The sequence below is a fragment of the Novosphingobium sp. EMRT-2 genome, assembly GCF_005145025.1.
In the GTDB taxonomy this organism is placed as follows: Bacteria; Pseudomonadota; Alphaproteobacteria; order Sphingomonadales; family Sphingomonadaceae; genus Novosphingobium.
Map to the genome: position 1 here is coordinate 3,060,785 of NZ_CP039695.1, position 13,316 is coordinate 3,074,100.

General features: G+C 67.5%; 16 protein-coding genes. 10 read left to right on the plus strand and 6 right to left on the minus strand.

The annotated features are described in order from the left end of the window. Positions 1–159 precede the first annotated feature (159 nt). The 4 genes from glnA to FA702_RS14990 form a co-directional block, all read right to left on the minus strand. Complete coding sequence (gene glnA / locus FA702_RS14975) at positions 160–1,569, minus strand: type I glutamate--ammonia ligase (RefSeq protein WP_136956771.1); 1,410 nt, start codon at positions 1,567–1,569, stop codon at positions 160–162. 153 nt (positions 1,570–1,722) lie between these two features. Continuing rightward, entirely contained in the window at positions 1,723–2,061 is a 339-nt protein-coding gene (locus tag FA702_RS14980; protein WP_124809003.1) for a P-II family nitrogen regulator, read from the minus strand. A gap of 301 nt (positions 2,062–2,362) precedes the next feature. After that, positions 2,363–3,193, minus strand: coding sequence for a type I methionyl aminopeptidase (map, locus tag FA702_RS14985; protein WP_136956772.1), 831 nt, complete (start codon positions 3,191–3,193; stop codon positions 2,363–2,365). A gap of 37 nt (positions 3,194–3,230) precedes the next feature. Then, positions 3,231–4,085 carry a PdaC/SigV domain-containing protein gene (locus tag FA702_RS14990; protein WP_168196074.1) on the minus strand — a complete coding sequence of 285 codons (855 nt, stop codon included), beginning with the start codon at positions 4,083–4,085 and terminating at the stop codon, positions 3,231–3,233. Positions 4,086–4,136: 51 nt separating this feature from the next. Between FA702_RS14990 and FA702_RS14995 the strand changes: the two genes are divergently transcribed. The 3 genes from FA702_RS14995 (at position 4,137) to argC (ending at position 6,941) form a co-directional block, all read left to right on the plus strand. Continuing rightward, positions 4,137–5,543 (plus strand): M17 family metallopeptidase, encoded by a 1,407-nt coding sequence (locus FA702_RS14995; protein WP_136957457.1) that lies wholly within the window; start codon positions 4,137–4,139, stop codon positions 5,541–5,543. 94 nt (positions 5,544–5,637) lie between these two features. Beyond that, positions 5,638–6,015: an SH3 domain-containing protein gene (locus FA702_RS15000; protein WP_370385478.1), complete on the plus strand. Its 378-nt coding sequence runs from the start codon at positions 5,638–5,640 to the stop codon at positions 6,013–6,015. Further along, positions 6,012–6,941, plus strand: coding sequence for an N-acetyl-gamma-glutamyl-phosphate reductase (argC, locus tag FA702_RS15005; RefSeq protein WP_136956773.1), 930 nt, complete (start codon positions 6,012–6,014; stop codon positions 6,939–6,941). Before FA702_RS15000 ends, argC begins: the two co-directional genes overlap by 4 nt. A 214-nt stretch (positions 6,942–7,155) precedes the next feature. On the opposite strand, the gene FA702_RS15010 is transcribed toward argC, so the two are convergent. Further along, positions 7,156–7,473, minus strand: coding sequence for a 2Fe-2S iron-sulfur cluster-binding protein (locus tag FA702_RS15010; protein WP_124809006.1), 318 nt, complete (start codon positions 7,471–7,473; stop codon positions 7,156–7,158). Between the two features lie 117 nt (positions 7,474–7,590). Here FA702_RS15010 and FA702_RS15015 point away from each other — a divergent pair, with 117 nt between their 5' ends. After that, complete coding sequence (locus FA702_RS15015) at positions 7,591–8,208, plus strand: DNA-3-methyladenine glycosylase (RefSeq protein ID WP_124809007.1); 618 nt, start codon at positions 7,591–7,593, stop codon at positions 8,206–8,208. Positions 8,209–8,301: 93 nt separating this feature from the next. Beyond that, entirely contained in the window at positions 8,302–9,105 is an 804-nt protein-coding gene (locus tag FA702_RS15020) for an SDR family oxidoreductase (RefSeq protein WP_136956774.1), read from the plus strand. A 134-nt stretch (positions 9,106–9,239) separates the two neighbouring features. On the opposite strand, the gene FA702_RS15025 is transcribed toward FA702_RS15020, so the two are convergent. Beyond that, positions 9,240–9,530 (minus strand): 4a-hydroxytetrahydrobiopterin dehydratase, encoded by a 291-nt coding sequence (locus FA702_RS15025; RefSeq protein WP_125957140.1) that lies wholly within the window; start codon positions 9,528–9,530, stop codon positions 9,240–9,242. A 47-nt stretch (positions 9,531–9,577) separates the two neighbouring features. On the opposite strand from FA702_RS15025, the gene ccmA reads away from it, so the two are divergent. From ccmA to FA702_RS15050, 5 genes are all read left to right on the plus strand, one after another. Next, the gene (gene ccmA / locus FA702_RS15030; protein WP_136956775.1) at positions 9,578–10,153 is read left to right on the plus strand and encodes a heme ABC exporter ATP-binding protein CcmA; all 576 of its coding nucleotides are present in this window, start codon (positions 9,578–9,580) and stop codon (positions 10,151–10,153) included. Beyond that, the gene (gene ccmB / locus FA702_RS15035; protein WP_136956776.1) at positions 10,150–10,812 is read left to right on the plus strand and encodes a heme exporter protein CcmB; all 663 of its coding nucleotides are present in this window, start codon (positions 10,150–10,152) and stop codon (positions 10,810–10,812) included. The genes ccmA and ccmB overlap by 4 nt, the downstream gene beginning before the upstream one ends. A 94-nt stretch (positions 10,813–10,906) precedes the next feature. Further along, positions 10,907–11,917 carry a cysteine synthase A gene (locus FA702_RS15040; RefSeq protein WP_136956777.1) on the plus strand — a complete coding sequence of 337 codons (1,011 nt, stop codon included), beginning with the start codon at positions 10,907–10,909 and terminating at the stop codon, positions 11,915–11,917. A gap of 15 nt (positions 11,918–11,932) precedes the next feature. Then, positions 11,933–12,328, plus strand: a complete 396-nt coding sequence (locus FA702_RS15045) for a hypothetical protein (protein ID WP_125957133.1) — start codon at positions 11,933–11,935, stop codon at positions 12,326–12,328. A 14-nt stretch (positions 12,329–12,342) separates the two neighbouring features. Next, positions 12,343–13,104 carry an ABC transporter gene (locus FA702_RS15050; protein WP_136956778.1) on the plus strand — a complete coding sequence of 254 codons (762 nt, stop codon included), beginning with the start codon at positions 12,343–12,345 and terminating at the stop codon, positions 13,102–13,104. Positions 13,105–13,316: the final 212 nt, after the last annotated feature.

Consider the following 13,316-nt stretch of genomic DNA (forward strand, 5'->3'; position numbering starts at 1 on the left):
GAGGGGAGTGAGACTTGCGCCGCCGCAGGCGGTGTTAGTCGCAGCGGAGTGGGCTTTCCGCGCTCCGTCTTTGCAAGCGATACAATCGCCAAAACAAAAGGCGCCCGGACCGAAGTCCGGACGCCCCTTGGTGATCGTGTCCCTTGCGGGCGGCGCGGATCAGGCGCTGTAGTACATGTCGAACTCGACGGCCGATGGCGTGGTTTCCCAGCGCATCACTTCCGGCCACTTCAGTTCGATGTAGGCTTCGATCTGGTCCTTGGTGAACACGCCACCCTGGATCAGGAAGTCGTGGTCGGCGGTCAGCGCGTCCAGCGCTTCTCGCAGCGAACCGCAGACGGTCGGCACGGCGGCGAGTTCTTCCGGCGGCAGATCGTAGAGGTTCTTGTCCATGGCTTCGCCCGGGTGGATCTTGTTCTTGATCCCGTCGAGACCGGCCATGAGCAGCGCGGCGTAGCACAGGTAGGGGTTGGCCATCGCGTCGGGGAAGCGGAATTCCACGCGCTTGGCCTTGTCACCGGCGCCATAGGGGATGCGGCACGAAGCCGAACGGTTGCGCGCCGAATAGGCGAGCAGCACGGGCGCTTCATAGCCCGGCACCAGGCGCTTGTAGCTGTTGGTGGTCGGGTTGGTGAAGGCGTTCAGCGCCTTGGCGTGCTTGATCACGCCGCCGATGAAATAGAGGCACATGTCCGACAGGCCGGCATAGCCGTTGCCGGCAAACAGGGGCTTGCCCGCGTCCCAGATCGAGATGTGGGTGTGCATGCCCGAGCCGTTGTCGGTCTTGATCGGCTTCGGCATGAACGTGGCGGTCTTGCCATAGGCGTGCGCGACCTGCTGCACCACGTACTTGTAAACCTGCATGCGGTCGGCGGTGGTCACGAGCGTGCCGAAGGTCAGGCCCAGTTCGTGCTGCGCCGAGGCCACTTCGTGGTGGTGCTTGTCGCAGGGCAGGCCCATCTCGATCATGGTCGAGACCATTTCGCCACGCACGTCGACCAGGCTGTCGACCGGGGCGACCGGGAAGTAGCCGCCCTTGGCGCGCGGACGGTGCGCCAGGTTGCCGCCTTCGTAGTCCTTGTTCGAGTTGGTCGGCAGTTCGATGTCGTCGATCGAGAAGCCGTTGCCGTTGTAGCCGTCGTAGAACTTCACGTCGTCGAACACGAAGAATTCGGCTTCCGGGCCGACATAGACGGTATCGCCGATGCCCGAGGACTTGACGAAAGCTTCGGCGCGCTTCGCGGTTGAGCGCGGGTCGCGGGCATAGAGTTCGCCGGTCGAGGGTTCGACGATGTCGCAGACCAGGATCATCATCGGCGTCGCGCTGAACGGATCGATGTAAACCGCGTCGAGATCCGGCTTGAGGATCATGTCGGATTCGTTGATGGCCTTCCAGCCTTCGATCGACGAACCGTCGAACATCAGGCCGTCTTCGAGTTCGTCTTCACCCAGGACGGAAGCAACCATGGTCAGGTGCTGCCACTTGCCCTTGGGATCGGTGAAGCGGAGATCGACCCACTCGATTTCCTCGTCCTTGATACGGGCGAGGATGTCCTTTGCACTTGCCATCGCTGGTCCTTCTTCTTGCCCCCCTCATCGGGGCATTCGGGGTGATAGTCTCTTGAAGGCCGACGGTCCCTGAGCCAGCCTTGCAAGAGGGAGCCCGCCCGCCCGGCTCCGTGGCGCCGGGCAGGCGGACAAACCTGTCATAAACCCGCCCTGTCAGAGGGCGGCGTCATCGCGTTCGCCGGTGCGGATGCGCAGCACGCCTTCCACGGGAATCACGAAAATCTTGCCATCGCCGATGCGGCCGGTCTGCGCGGCGGCGGCGATCGCCTCCACCACCCGGTCGACCAGGGCATCGGCCACCACGACTTCAAGCTTCACTTTCGGCAGGAAGTCCACGACGTATTCGGCGCCGCGATAAAGTTCGGTATGGCCCTTCTGGCGCCCGAAACCCTTGGCTTCCGTGACTGTAATACCCGAAACGCCGATTTCGTGGAGCGCTTCCTTCACTTCATCGAGCTTGAAGGGCTTGATGATCGCCTCGACCTTTTTCACGTCGTTCAGACCCCTGCAACACGGGCCAAACTCCAAGCGACACGATCTGCGACCTTGTTCGCGCCAGAGTCCGGCGGTTGTCCCTGTGGCACGGTACTAACAAGAATCGTGCCACGCGCTGTCTGATTGCACTAGGCCATCGCCGCAGGGCGGGAAAGCGGGAAAATCGGGGGGTGGTGAAAGAATTGAATCGACAGCCTGAGGACAACATTTTGCAAGTTGCGCGCGGTTGATCGAAAGATGCATAAAATTTGCGCAGCCCTGCTCAAAAAGCAGGCAGGCAGACCGCCCGATGCGCCCTTCAGGCCGAATAGGGCGGTCGGTGCAGTCCCTTTGGGCTGGCCGTGAAAATCTCGCAGCCATCCTCGGTGATGCCGATCGAATGTTCGAACTGCGCCGAAAGCGAACGGTCGCGCGTCACTGCCGTCCAGCCGTCGTCGAGAATCTTCACGCCCGGCTTGCCCAGGTTGATCATCGGCTCGATCGTGAAGAACATGCCCGGGCGCAGTTCGGGGCCGGTGCCGGCGCGGCCCGCGTGGACCACTTCCGGCGCATCGTGGAACAGGCGGCCCAGCCCGTGCCCACAGAATTCGCGAACCACGCCATAGCGCTGCCGTTCGGCATGGGCCTGGATCGCCGCGCCGATATCGCCCAGCCGCGCGCCGGGCCTCGCGTGTTCGATGCCGATCATCAGGCATTCGTAGGTCACGTCCACCAGCCGCCGCGCCTTCAGCGGCACGTCGCCGACCAGGTACATGCGGCTGGAATCGCCGTGCCAGCCATCCAGCAGCGGGGTCACGTCGATATTGACGATATCGCCGTCCTTCAGCGGCTTGTCCGAAGGGATGCCGTGACACACGACATGGTTGATCGAGATGCAGCACGAATGCGCATAGCCGCGATAGCCCATCGTGGCGGGCACGGCGCCGGCGTCCAGCGTCATCTGCCGCACCACGTCGTCCAGCGCAGCCGTGGTCACGCCGGGCTGGACCAGCGGAGCCAGCGCGTCGAGGATTTCGGCGGCAAGGCGGCCGGCCTTGCGCATGCCCTCGAACCCGGCCGGGCCATGGAGCTTGATGGTCCCGTCGCGCGGGAGGACTTCGGTATCGTCTGCGATCACATACTGGGTCATGCCGGCTATATAGCGCGTGTCCCGCGAAAATGCGAGATCATCGCGTTCTGAATGCGGCGCGGTATTCCGGCTTCACCGCGGCAAGCACCGCGCTCGTCACCGGCACCGTTACTTCATACGATCCTTCGGCATAGGGGCCGGCATCGTATGGCGCCACCAGCACGCCGATGCTGTCGAACCCCTGCTTGCCGGCCGACCCCAGGATCACCGTCTCGCCCACCGGATCGATGCAGGCGTCGAATTCGGAATCGCTGTTCGCGGGCACCGGTTCGCCACGCTTCTTCGCGCGCTGGCGATTCAGCTCGGCGCAGAACGGCTGGCGGATCGCCTGCGACAGCGCGGCTTTCGAGGTGAACAGGTCTGCCACGCCACGGCGCTGACCGGCGGCCTTGTCCCACAAAACCGTGTCATAGACGTAGTTCGGGTGCGCGCCGCCCGAATAGCTGCCCACGATCGTCGACAGGCTCAGCCAGCCGGGCAGGTCGGTCACGACCTGCCAGTCGAGCGAAAGCGAATGGGCGTGGAAGGGATAGTTGTTCGCCTTGGCTTCCTTGCGGTCGTCGCTGGCTTCGTTGACCAGACCCTGCTTCTTCGCGATCAGGTCCTTGTCGAGCTGGTCGCGCAGCGCCGGGATCGCGCCGGCCGCCGCCGGATAGGCATAGTCGAACTCGTAGAGATCGTTGTTTTCCGAAACCTTGCGCGCCACGCCCGGCACCGGCTGGGGCGGGGCGGGCGGCGTCGGGGGAGCGGTCAGCGCGTGCGACTGGGATGCCGCCGCAGCCGGCTGCGTGGCCGGCGCCGGCTTGCTGCACGCGCCCGTCGCCAGCATCGCGCCGAACAGGACTGGGGCGATGGTCAGGGTCGTGATCGAAACGGCAACCGGGTGCTTCATCGCAATTTCCTCTCGCGCTTGCCGCACGGCTGCGGCAAGGTCCGCCGCAACATGAACGACCGCACGCCCTTGAACCAGCCCACATTGATCCAACCTGACCGGGGACAGGCCGCCACTGCACTCCACCTGGTCGACAAGGCGTCCTTCGCCGCATGGCAGAAGGCGCGCACTCCCGGCCAGCGCGCGATCCTGGCTGCGCAGAAGTTCGAAGGCGCGGCGGGGGACGTCGCGATCCTGCCCGATGGCGATGGCTGGTTCGCGGCCGGCGGAGTCACCGATGGCGCCGCGCTCACCAGCTGGTGCCTGGCGAAACTTACCGAAACCCTGCCCGGCGGCACCTACCGGCTGGCCGAGGGGGAGGCCGGCAAGGCGCTGCACGGCTGGGTCACCGGTCAATACCGCTTCGACCGCTACCGCAAGGACGCCACGGGTGGCGAACCGCGCGTGCTGCTGACCAAGGATGCCAAGGCGATCGACCCGGCGCTGGCCGAAGCGGCCGCGGTCACCATGGTGCGCGATCTCGTCAACACGCCGGCCGAGGACATGGGGCCGGCGCAGCTGGAAGCCGAGGCGCGGGCGCTCGCCAAGGCGCATCACGCGCAGATCCACGTCTTCGCGGGCGATGTGCTGGAGCGCGATTACCCGATGGTCCACGCCGTCGGCCGCGCCGCCGCGCGCAGCCATGCCCCGCGCCTGATCGAACTGGTCTGGGGCGATCCCAAGCATCCGCGCGTCGCCGTGGTGGGCAAGGGCGTGTGCTTCGATTCAGGTGGGCTGGACATCAAGCCGTCCTCGGGCATGGCGCTGATGAAGAAGGACATGGGCGGAGCCGCGCACGCGCTGGCGCTGGCGGGCCTGGTCATGCAGGCAGGGCTGAAGATCAACCTGCATCTGCTTGTTCCGGCAGTGGAAAATGCGATTTCCGGCAATGCCTTCCGCCCCGGAGACATCCTTCGCACGCGGCAGGGGATGAGCGTGGAGATCACCAACACCGATGCGGAAGGGCGGCTGGTGCTGGGCGATGCGCTGGCGCGCGCCAGCGAGGACAAGCCCGAACTCGTGATCGATTTCGCCACGCTGACCGGCGCCGCCCGCGTCGCGCTGGGGCCGGACCTGCCCGCCATGTTCGCGCGGCAAGACGGCACCGCCGACGCCCTGCTGCGCGCCGGGCTGGAGCGCGACGATCCATGCTGGCGCCTGCCGCTGCACGACGGCTACCGCGAGTATCTGAAGTCCGACGTGGCCGACATCATGAACAGCCACGCCAACGGCTTCGCCGGGTCAAGCGTCGCCGCGCTGTTCCTCGACCGCTTCGTGGGCGAAGGGATAGACTGGGTGCATTTCGATACCTTCGCTTGGCGTCCGGCGGCTAAGCCGGGGCGGCCCAAGGGGGGCGAGGCGCTGGGCCTGCGCGCGGCCTGGGGCCTGCTGCTCGACCGCTATGGCCAGCCGGCGTAGCGCGTCCGACGGACCGGAGCGGAAGGGCCAGCCCTTGAATGAGGGGGCCGGGCCGTATAAGCGCGCGCTTTTCCGCTTCCGGGGACATGCCGAATTGACCATCGAGTCCGCCTTGATCGACCAGTCCGCCCTTTCGGGCGATGCCGTGCCCGCCGAACAGCTCGCGCTGTCAGGCCCGGTGCCGCGCCTGGAAGCGGACCATATCCCGGTGCGAGGCGATCTGGCGCACATCCGTCTGGCCGGAAAGGTTTTCGTGCCGCACTATTCGGTGCCGATGCCGCGCGTGATCGCGGCGGGCGGAACTGAGCTGCGCCGCGCCGGGCGTGACGATGCCGATGTCATGGCGGCGCTGGATGCGGGCACCGTGTTCAGCGTGCTCGACATGGCGGGCGGCTGGGCCTGGGGGCAGGTCGGCGTGGACGGGTTGGTCGGCTACGTGCCGCTGGCCGCGCTGGCGGAGCCGGGCGCGTGACCACCTCCGTCTTCATCGATGGCGCCGCGGGCACGACCGGCCTCGAGATCGCCGACCGGCTGGCCGACCGGCCCGAATTCACCCTGATCGCGCTGGACGAGGCGCGCCGCAAGGACGATGCCGCGCGGGCCGAAGCGATCAACGCCGCCGATGTCGTGATCCTGTGCCTGCCCGATGACGCCGCGAAGGCGGCGGTGGCGATGATTGCCAACGACCGCACCCGCGTGATCGACGCCTCCACCGCGCACCGCGTGGCCGAAGGGTGGACTTATGGCTTGCCCGAGATCGTCGGGCGCGAAGCGGTGGCGAACGCAAAGCGCATTTCCAATCCGGGCTGCTACCCCACTGGCTTCATCGCGCTGGTCGCGCCGCTGGTGCGCGCCGGCCTGCTGCCGGCGGCTTGGCCCTATAGTTGCAACGCAGTGTCCGGCTATTCGGGCGGCGGCAAGGCGCTGATCGCCCGGTTCGAACAGGACCGCGACATCGCCTGGCGCGGCTATGGCCTCACCTTCGGGCACAAGCACGTGCCGGAGATGCAGCAATACGCGCACCTCGCCATCGCGCCGCTGTTCAGCCCGGCGGTGGTGCCGGCGCATCGCGGCATGATCGTGGAAGTGCCGCTGCCGCTGTCGATCATCCCCGGCAACCCCGCACCCGACCTGCTGCGCGCGGCGCTGACCCAGTTCTACGCTGGCTCGCCCATCATCACGGTGGCGCAGGAGCCGCCGGCCGACGGCGAACTGCTGATGCGCGGATCGATGGAGCCGTGGGACGGCCTGGAACTGCACGTCATCGCCAGCGCCGACGGCGCGCAGGCGCGGCTGGTGGCGCGGCTCGACAATCTCGGCAAGGGCGCCAGCGGCGCGGCGGTGCAAAGCCTCAACCTGATCGCCGGCATCGACGAGACGGCGGGGCTGCGCCTGTAGAGTCCAAGAGCTTCAACGCACGCACTTCGTCATTGCGACGGGCGCAGCCTCCGAAGCAATCCAGGGTAGCGTGCGCGGATCTGGATTGCTTCGCTGGCGCTCGCAATGACGAGACAAGGTGGCCCCCAACGTCCACCCAAACGTTGCCAGCTCCCCCGTCATCCCAGCTTGCGCTGGGATGACAGAGGCGGGGATGACGGGAAGGGCCTTGTGCTCAGTCTTCCGGCGCGATGGTGATCTTCAGGCCTTCCAGTTCGCCGGTGATCTGGATCTGGCAGGACAGGCGCGACTGGTCGTTGCGGTGGTCCGAGCTGTCGAGCAGGTCGTTCTCGTCTTCGCTCATCGGCGCGATCTTGCCGGCGAAGGCGGGGTCGACATAGACGTGGCAAGTCGCGCACGAGCAGCAGCCGCCGCACAGCGCCAGCAGTTCGTCGAAACCGTTGTCGCGGATCGCTTCCATCACCGAAAGGCCGGCGTCGGCGTCCACGGTCTTTTCTTCACCAGCACGATTGACAACGACAATCTTGGGCATCGCTTGCGTCTCCGTTCAGGGACGGAATCCGCCCCCCTGTTCCCGTTTGGAAGCGGCTGCTAATGAGTGCCCCCGGCTTTGGCAAGCCGGTCTGCGCGAAAGGATGGAGAGCGCCCGATGGGTTTGACTGCCGATGCCATTGCCACCGGGCTCGATCACATCGCTGCGCGTTCGCCACGCATCGCCACCGCGCTCGGCCGCGTCGGCTATCCGGAGCCGCGCATCCGCGCCACCGGCTACCGCACCTTGCTGCGCACCATCGTCGGCCAGCAGGTCAGCGTGTCGGCGGCGGCCTCGGTCTGGGCGAAGCTGGAGGCCTTGCTGGGCGATGACATGCCGCCGCACGATCTGCTCGCCGCCGATTTCGACGCGCTGCGTGCCTGCGGCCTGTCGCGCCAGAAGCAGGGCTATGCCCGGTCGTTGTGCGAACTGGTGGTGTCCGGCGCGCTCGATCTCGAAAACCTGCCGGCGGATGACGAGGAAGCGATCGCCGAACTCGTGCGGATCAAGGGTATCGGCCGCTGGTCCGCCGAAATCTACCTGCTGTTCGCCGAAGGGCGCCCCGACATCTGGCCGGCGGGCGACCTCGCGGTGCAGGTGGGCCTGGGCAAGCTGCTGGGGCTGGAGGAGCGGCCCGACGAAAAAAGCACCCGCGCCCTGGCCGAGGACTGGCGCCCCCATCGCGGCGCGGCGGCGATCTTCACATGGCACTGCTACAACAACCCCGCGCTCTGACCGCTCGCATCTTGTAAGTTCGCCGCCGCTGTAGGATGAGTTGCGCATAACAACGCAATTTGAACGGCCAAATACGGAGGGGCTTGGGCATTCATGGCACGCAAGGCAATCTTCATCACCGGCGGCGCATCGGGCATCGGCCGCGCCGTGGCGCAGCGGTTCGGGCGCGAAGGCTGGTTCGTGGGTATCGCCGATATCAACGAGGCGGGCATGGCGGAAACCGCCGCGCTCCTGCCGTCGGGTGCCAGTTCGATCCACAAGCTCGACGTGCGCGATCGCGCTGCGTGGGATGCGGCGCTGGCCGATTTCGCGCGCGCCGCCGGGGGCGGTATCGACGTGGTGTTCAACAATGCCGGCATCCCCATCGGCGGGCAGCTCGCCGACCTGGGCGTGGACGAGGTCGAGCGCACGCTCGACATCAATCTCAAGGGCGTGATCTTCGGGGCGCAGGCCGCCTATCCCTGGCTCAAGCGGAGCGCGCCGGGAAGCTGCCTGCTCAACACCGCCAGCGCGGCCGGCATCTATGGCACGCCCGGCGCCTCGGTCTATACCGCCACCAAGTTCGGAGTGCGCGGGCTGACCGAATCGCTCGATGCCGAATGGGCGCCCGACGGCATCGAGGTCCGCGATCTGATGCCCGGCTTCATCGATACGCCATTGCTCGATCACGCACCGAACCGGGCCTCGAACGAGGATATTCGCGGCCGTGTCAAGGAAGCCGGGCTGGAAATCACCCCGGTTTCGCAAGTGGCGGATGCGGCATGGTCGGCCATCCACGGCCAGACGCTGCATACCCTCGTCGGCCCCACCGCGCGCAAGCTGGCCTTCGGCGCGCGCTGGCTGCCCGGCCGCGTGCGCAAGCAGGGCCGGGCGAGCCTGCGTCCGCTGGGGGGGTGAGTGATGCCTTGGGTTAAGCCCTGCCTTTCGTCGTTGCGAGCGTAGCGAAGCAATCCAGAGTCCCGCGTACCGCTCTGGATGGCCGCGGGGCTTCGCCCCTCGCCATGACGATGCAAGGCGAGGGCGTCCGAATCCTAGACGAACGTCTCGATCATCGTCGCCAGCGCCACGTCGCGCGTGCTCAGGCCGCCGGCGTCGTGCGTGGTCAGCGTGATTTCCACGCGGTTGTACACGTTGAACCATTCGGGGTGGTGATCCGCCTTTTCGGCATGGATCGCCACGCGCGCCATGAAGCCGAAGGCTTGGGCGAAATCGGCGAAGCGGAACGTCTTGACGATGGCGAGTCCGTCTTCGCGCAGCGCCCAGCCGGGCAGGCGGGCCAGGGCTTCGTCGCGTTCGGCGTCGGTCAGGCGGGCAATCGACATCTGGCTCTCCTTGGCAGTTGCCGCGCTTTCCCCTATCGAGCCGGTCCATGCAAGCCTGCCATCTCGTCGCCCGTGACATCGCCTGCCGGCGCGGCGACCGGTTGCTGTTCAAGGGGCTGTCGTTTTCGATGCGGGGCGGCGAGGCGCTGCACCTTGCCGGGCCGAACGGCATCGGCAAGTCCAGCCTGATCCGCATCCTTGCGGGGCTGTTGCGCCCCTTCGCCGGCGCGGTAGAGCGCGAGGGTACGCTGGCGCTGTCGGACGAACGGCTCGCGCTCGACGGGCACCAGCCGTTGGGCGCGGCGCTGGCGTTCTGGCGACGGATCGACGGCAGCGGGGGCGAGGGCGCGGATTTCGGCCTTGAAGACCTGCTCGACGTGCCCGTGCGCTACTTGTCCACCGGCCAGCGCAAGCGCGCGGCGCTGGCCCGCGTTGCCGCCAGCCAGGCCGCGATCTGGCTGCTCGACGAACCGCTCAACGGGCTGGACACGCAATGGGCCGCCGTGGCGCAGGAGCGCATCGCCGCGCATCTTGCCGGCGGCGGCGCGGTGGTGATCGCCTCGCACCAGCCGCTCGCACTCGCCGGGGTGCGGGAACTGGCGCTGCGTGAGTACGTCGCGTGATCGCGCGTCTCTGGCCCATCTTCACGCGCGATCTGGCGCTGCTGCTGCGCGGCGCGCAGGGGCGGGGCGGGGCGGTGCTGCCGCTGCTGTTCTTCCTCGCGGTCGCCATGCTGTTTCCCTTTGCGGTGGGTCCGGACGCGCGGCTGCTCGGCCGCACCGGCGCGGGCGTGATCTGGGTGGCGGCGTTGCTCGCCGCGATCCTCCCGCTCGACCGCCTCGTGGAACCGGACCTCGAGGCGGGCTTCTTCGATCAATGGGCCTTGCGCGGCATTGCCGAAGAGGCGCTGCTGCTGGTGCGGATCGTCGCGCACTGGATCAGCTTCGGGGTGCCGCTGCTGCTGGCCGCGCCGCTTTCCGCCGGTCTGCTCTCGCTCGATGCGGGGCAGTTGCGCGCGGTCGAACTGGGGCTGCTGCTGGGCACGCCGGGGCTGGCCGCGATCGGCGTGACCATCGCCGCGCTTACCGCCGGCCTGCGCGCGGGTGCGGCGCTGGGGGGACTGCTGGCGATCCCGTTGGCGGTGCCGCTGCTGATCTTCGGCGCGGGCTCGCTCCAGCCGGGTGGGGAGGGTGGCCTGCTCCTGCTCGCCGCGACAAGCTTGGCCGCGCTGGCCATCGCGCCCTTCGCCGGGGGCGCGGCCATCCGCGCCGGCCGGGAGTAAAGCGGTCCGGAACGATCGGTCGAAAGCGGGATTTGTCGCGGACCAAGCCGCAAACGGATTGCGGAACGCACACGGGCCGCCTAACTCCTTGACCATGACCGTACCCGTCCTTCTTCCCGACACGCTTTCGCTCATCGGCAACACCCCGCTCGTTCGGCTTAAGGGGCCAAGCGAGGAAGCGGGGTGCGACATCTTCGGCAAGTGCGAATTCGCCAACCCCGGCGCGTCGGTGAAGGACCGGGCCGCACTGTGGATCGTGCGCGATGCCGAGGAGAAGGGCCTGCTCCAGCCCGGCGGCACGATCGTCGAAGGCACGGCGGGCAACACCGGCATCGGCCTCGCGCTCGTCGCCAACGCGCTCGGCTACAAGACCGTGATCGTCATGCCCGAAACGCAATCGCGCGAGAAGATGGACACGCTGCGCGCGCTGCGCGCCGAACTCGTGCTCGTTCCCGCCGCGCCGTTTTCCAATCCCGGCCACTTCGTCCACACCTCGCGCCGCATCGCCGAGGAGACCGAAGGCGCGATCTGGGCCAACCAGTTCGACAATATCGCCAACCGCCGCGCGCACATCGAAAGCACCGCGCCCGAAATCTGGGAGCAGATGGAGCACCGCATTGACGGCTTTACCTGCGCGGCGGGCACAGGCGGCACGATCGCCGGCACCAGTCTGGGCCTCAAGGCGTTCGATGAGGACATCACGATCGCGCTCACCGATCCGCACGGCGCGGCGCTTTACAACTACTACGCCTGCGGCGAGTTGAAGGCCGAAGGATCGTCGGTGGCCGAAGGGATCGGGCAGGGGCGCATCACCGCCAACCTCGAAGGCGCGCCGATCGATACCCAGTTCCGCATCGCGGACGAGGAAGGCCTGCTGTGGGTCAGCCGCTTGCTGGCCGAGGAGGGGCTGTGCCTTGGCCTGTCGAGCGGGATCAACGTGGCCGGCGCGGTGGCGCTGGGGCGCAAGCTGGTGGCGGAAGGGCGGCCGCACCCGCGCGTGGCCACGATCCTGTGCGATACCGGCTTCCGCTACCTGTCCTCGCTCTACAACCCGGAATGGCTGAAGGCCAAGAATCTGCCGGTATTTCCATGGCTGCAACAATAGGATAATCTGCCCGGGATGGCTCTTTTCGGCTTCCCTTCGCGTCGATCCGGCCGCGCCGCGCAATCCGTGCCGGGCGCGGGCCATGGCGCGGCGCAGGCGGGCGGCATGGCGAAGGCGCCCATTCACCACGTTCCGCCCACTCCGCGCGAACTGCGCGCGCAAGTGGTCCACCGGCTCCAGATCGGGCTGTTCGGGCTGGCGGCGATGTTGCTGCTCGTCGGTCTGGCCAACGTCATTCTCGATCGCGCCTACATGGCCGATGCTTCGGCCGTGGCCGATCCCGACGCGTCCGCATCGGCCAGCACCACGCCGGCGAACGATCCGCTGGTCGACATGGGTGTGACGCCGGAACTGCCCGCGGCCAACCGTCCGGCCGACAAGACGGCGCCCGCCGCCGCGCCCCAGCACTGATTTCCGTCGCGCGCATGGCTGTATCGCGCCGGTGGCGCTTCGGTGCGGCGCTGCTGGTCTGCGCGCTGGTGGTGGGCGCGGGTGTGGCGTGGAAATCCAGCGGCTCGCGCGCGGTCTCCGCGCAGGAGCGTCCGCGCCTGATGCTGTTCACCAGCCTGCCGATCCTGTGGAACGAAACGCCGGACCTGGCCGCCATGCTGCGCGCCGATGCACCGCCGCACTGGGCGCGCCGCGCGCTGGAAGCACACTACACGCTCGTCGCGCGCGATACGCTGCTGGCCCCGCCGCTGGACGCGCGCTTCCTGCTGCTGGCGCAACCCCGTCCGCTCGCGCCGCAGGAGAATGTCGCGCTGGATGACTGGGTGCGGGCGGGGGGGCGTCTGCTGCTGTTCGCCGATCCGATGCTCACGGCGGACAGCACCTATGCGCTGGGCGATCGCCGCCGCCCGCAGGACATCGTGCTGCTTTCGCCGATCCTCGCGCGCTGGGGGCTGGAACTGCGCTTTGACGAGGATCAGCCGGCGGGCGAGCATGACGCGGCGCGGGAAAGCGCGGGCGCTGCGCTTCCCGTCAATCTGCCCGGGCAGCTCGCGCCGCGCCCGGGCGGGCATGACGCGCGATGCGCGATCGTGCGCGAAGGGCTGGTCGCGCGCTGCCGGATCGGGCGGGGCCGTGCGCTCATCGTGGCCGATGCCGCGCTGTTCGAACCCTCCGGCGCCGACGGAAAGCGCGCGGCGGCGCTGGATTCGTTGCTGGAAGACGCGTTCGCGGGCTGAGCCGGCGACTCCACGGGAAAATACGGGAAAGGCGGAGGGGCTTAGGTGCGGAGTCGCACGAGTCCCGCATTTTTTGGGCGTTTCCAGATAGAAACAAATCAAGTACAACGTGCAACATTGCGATGAAGCGTGTGGAAAAAGTGCTTGGGATTCAGGTTCTGGACGTAATTTCCCGCATTTTCCCCTTTCCGCCCGTGATGTCCCCGGTTAAT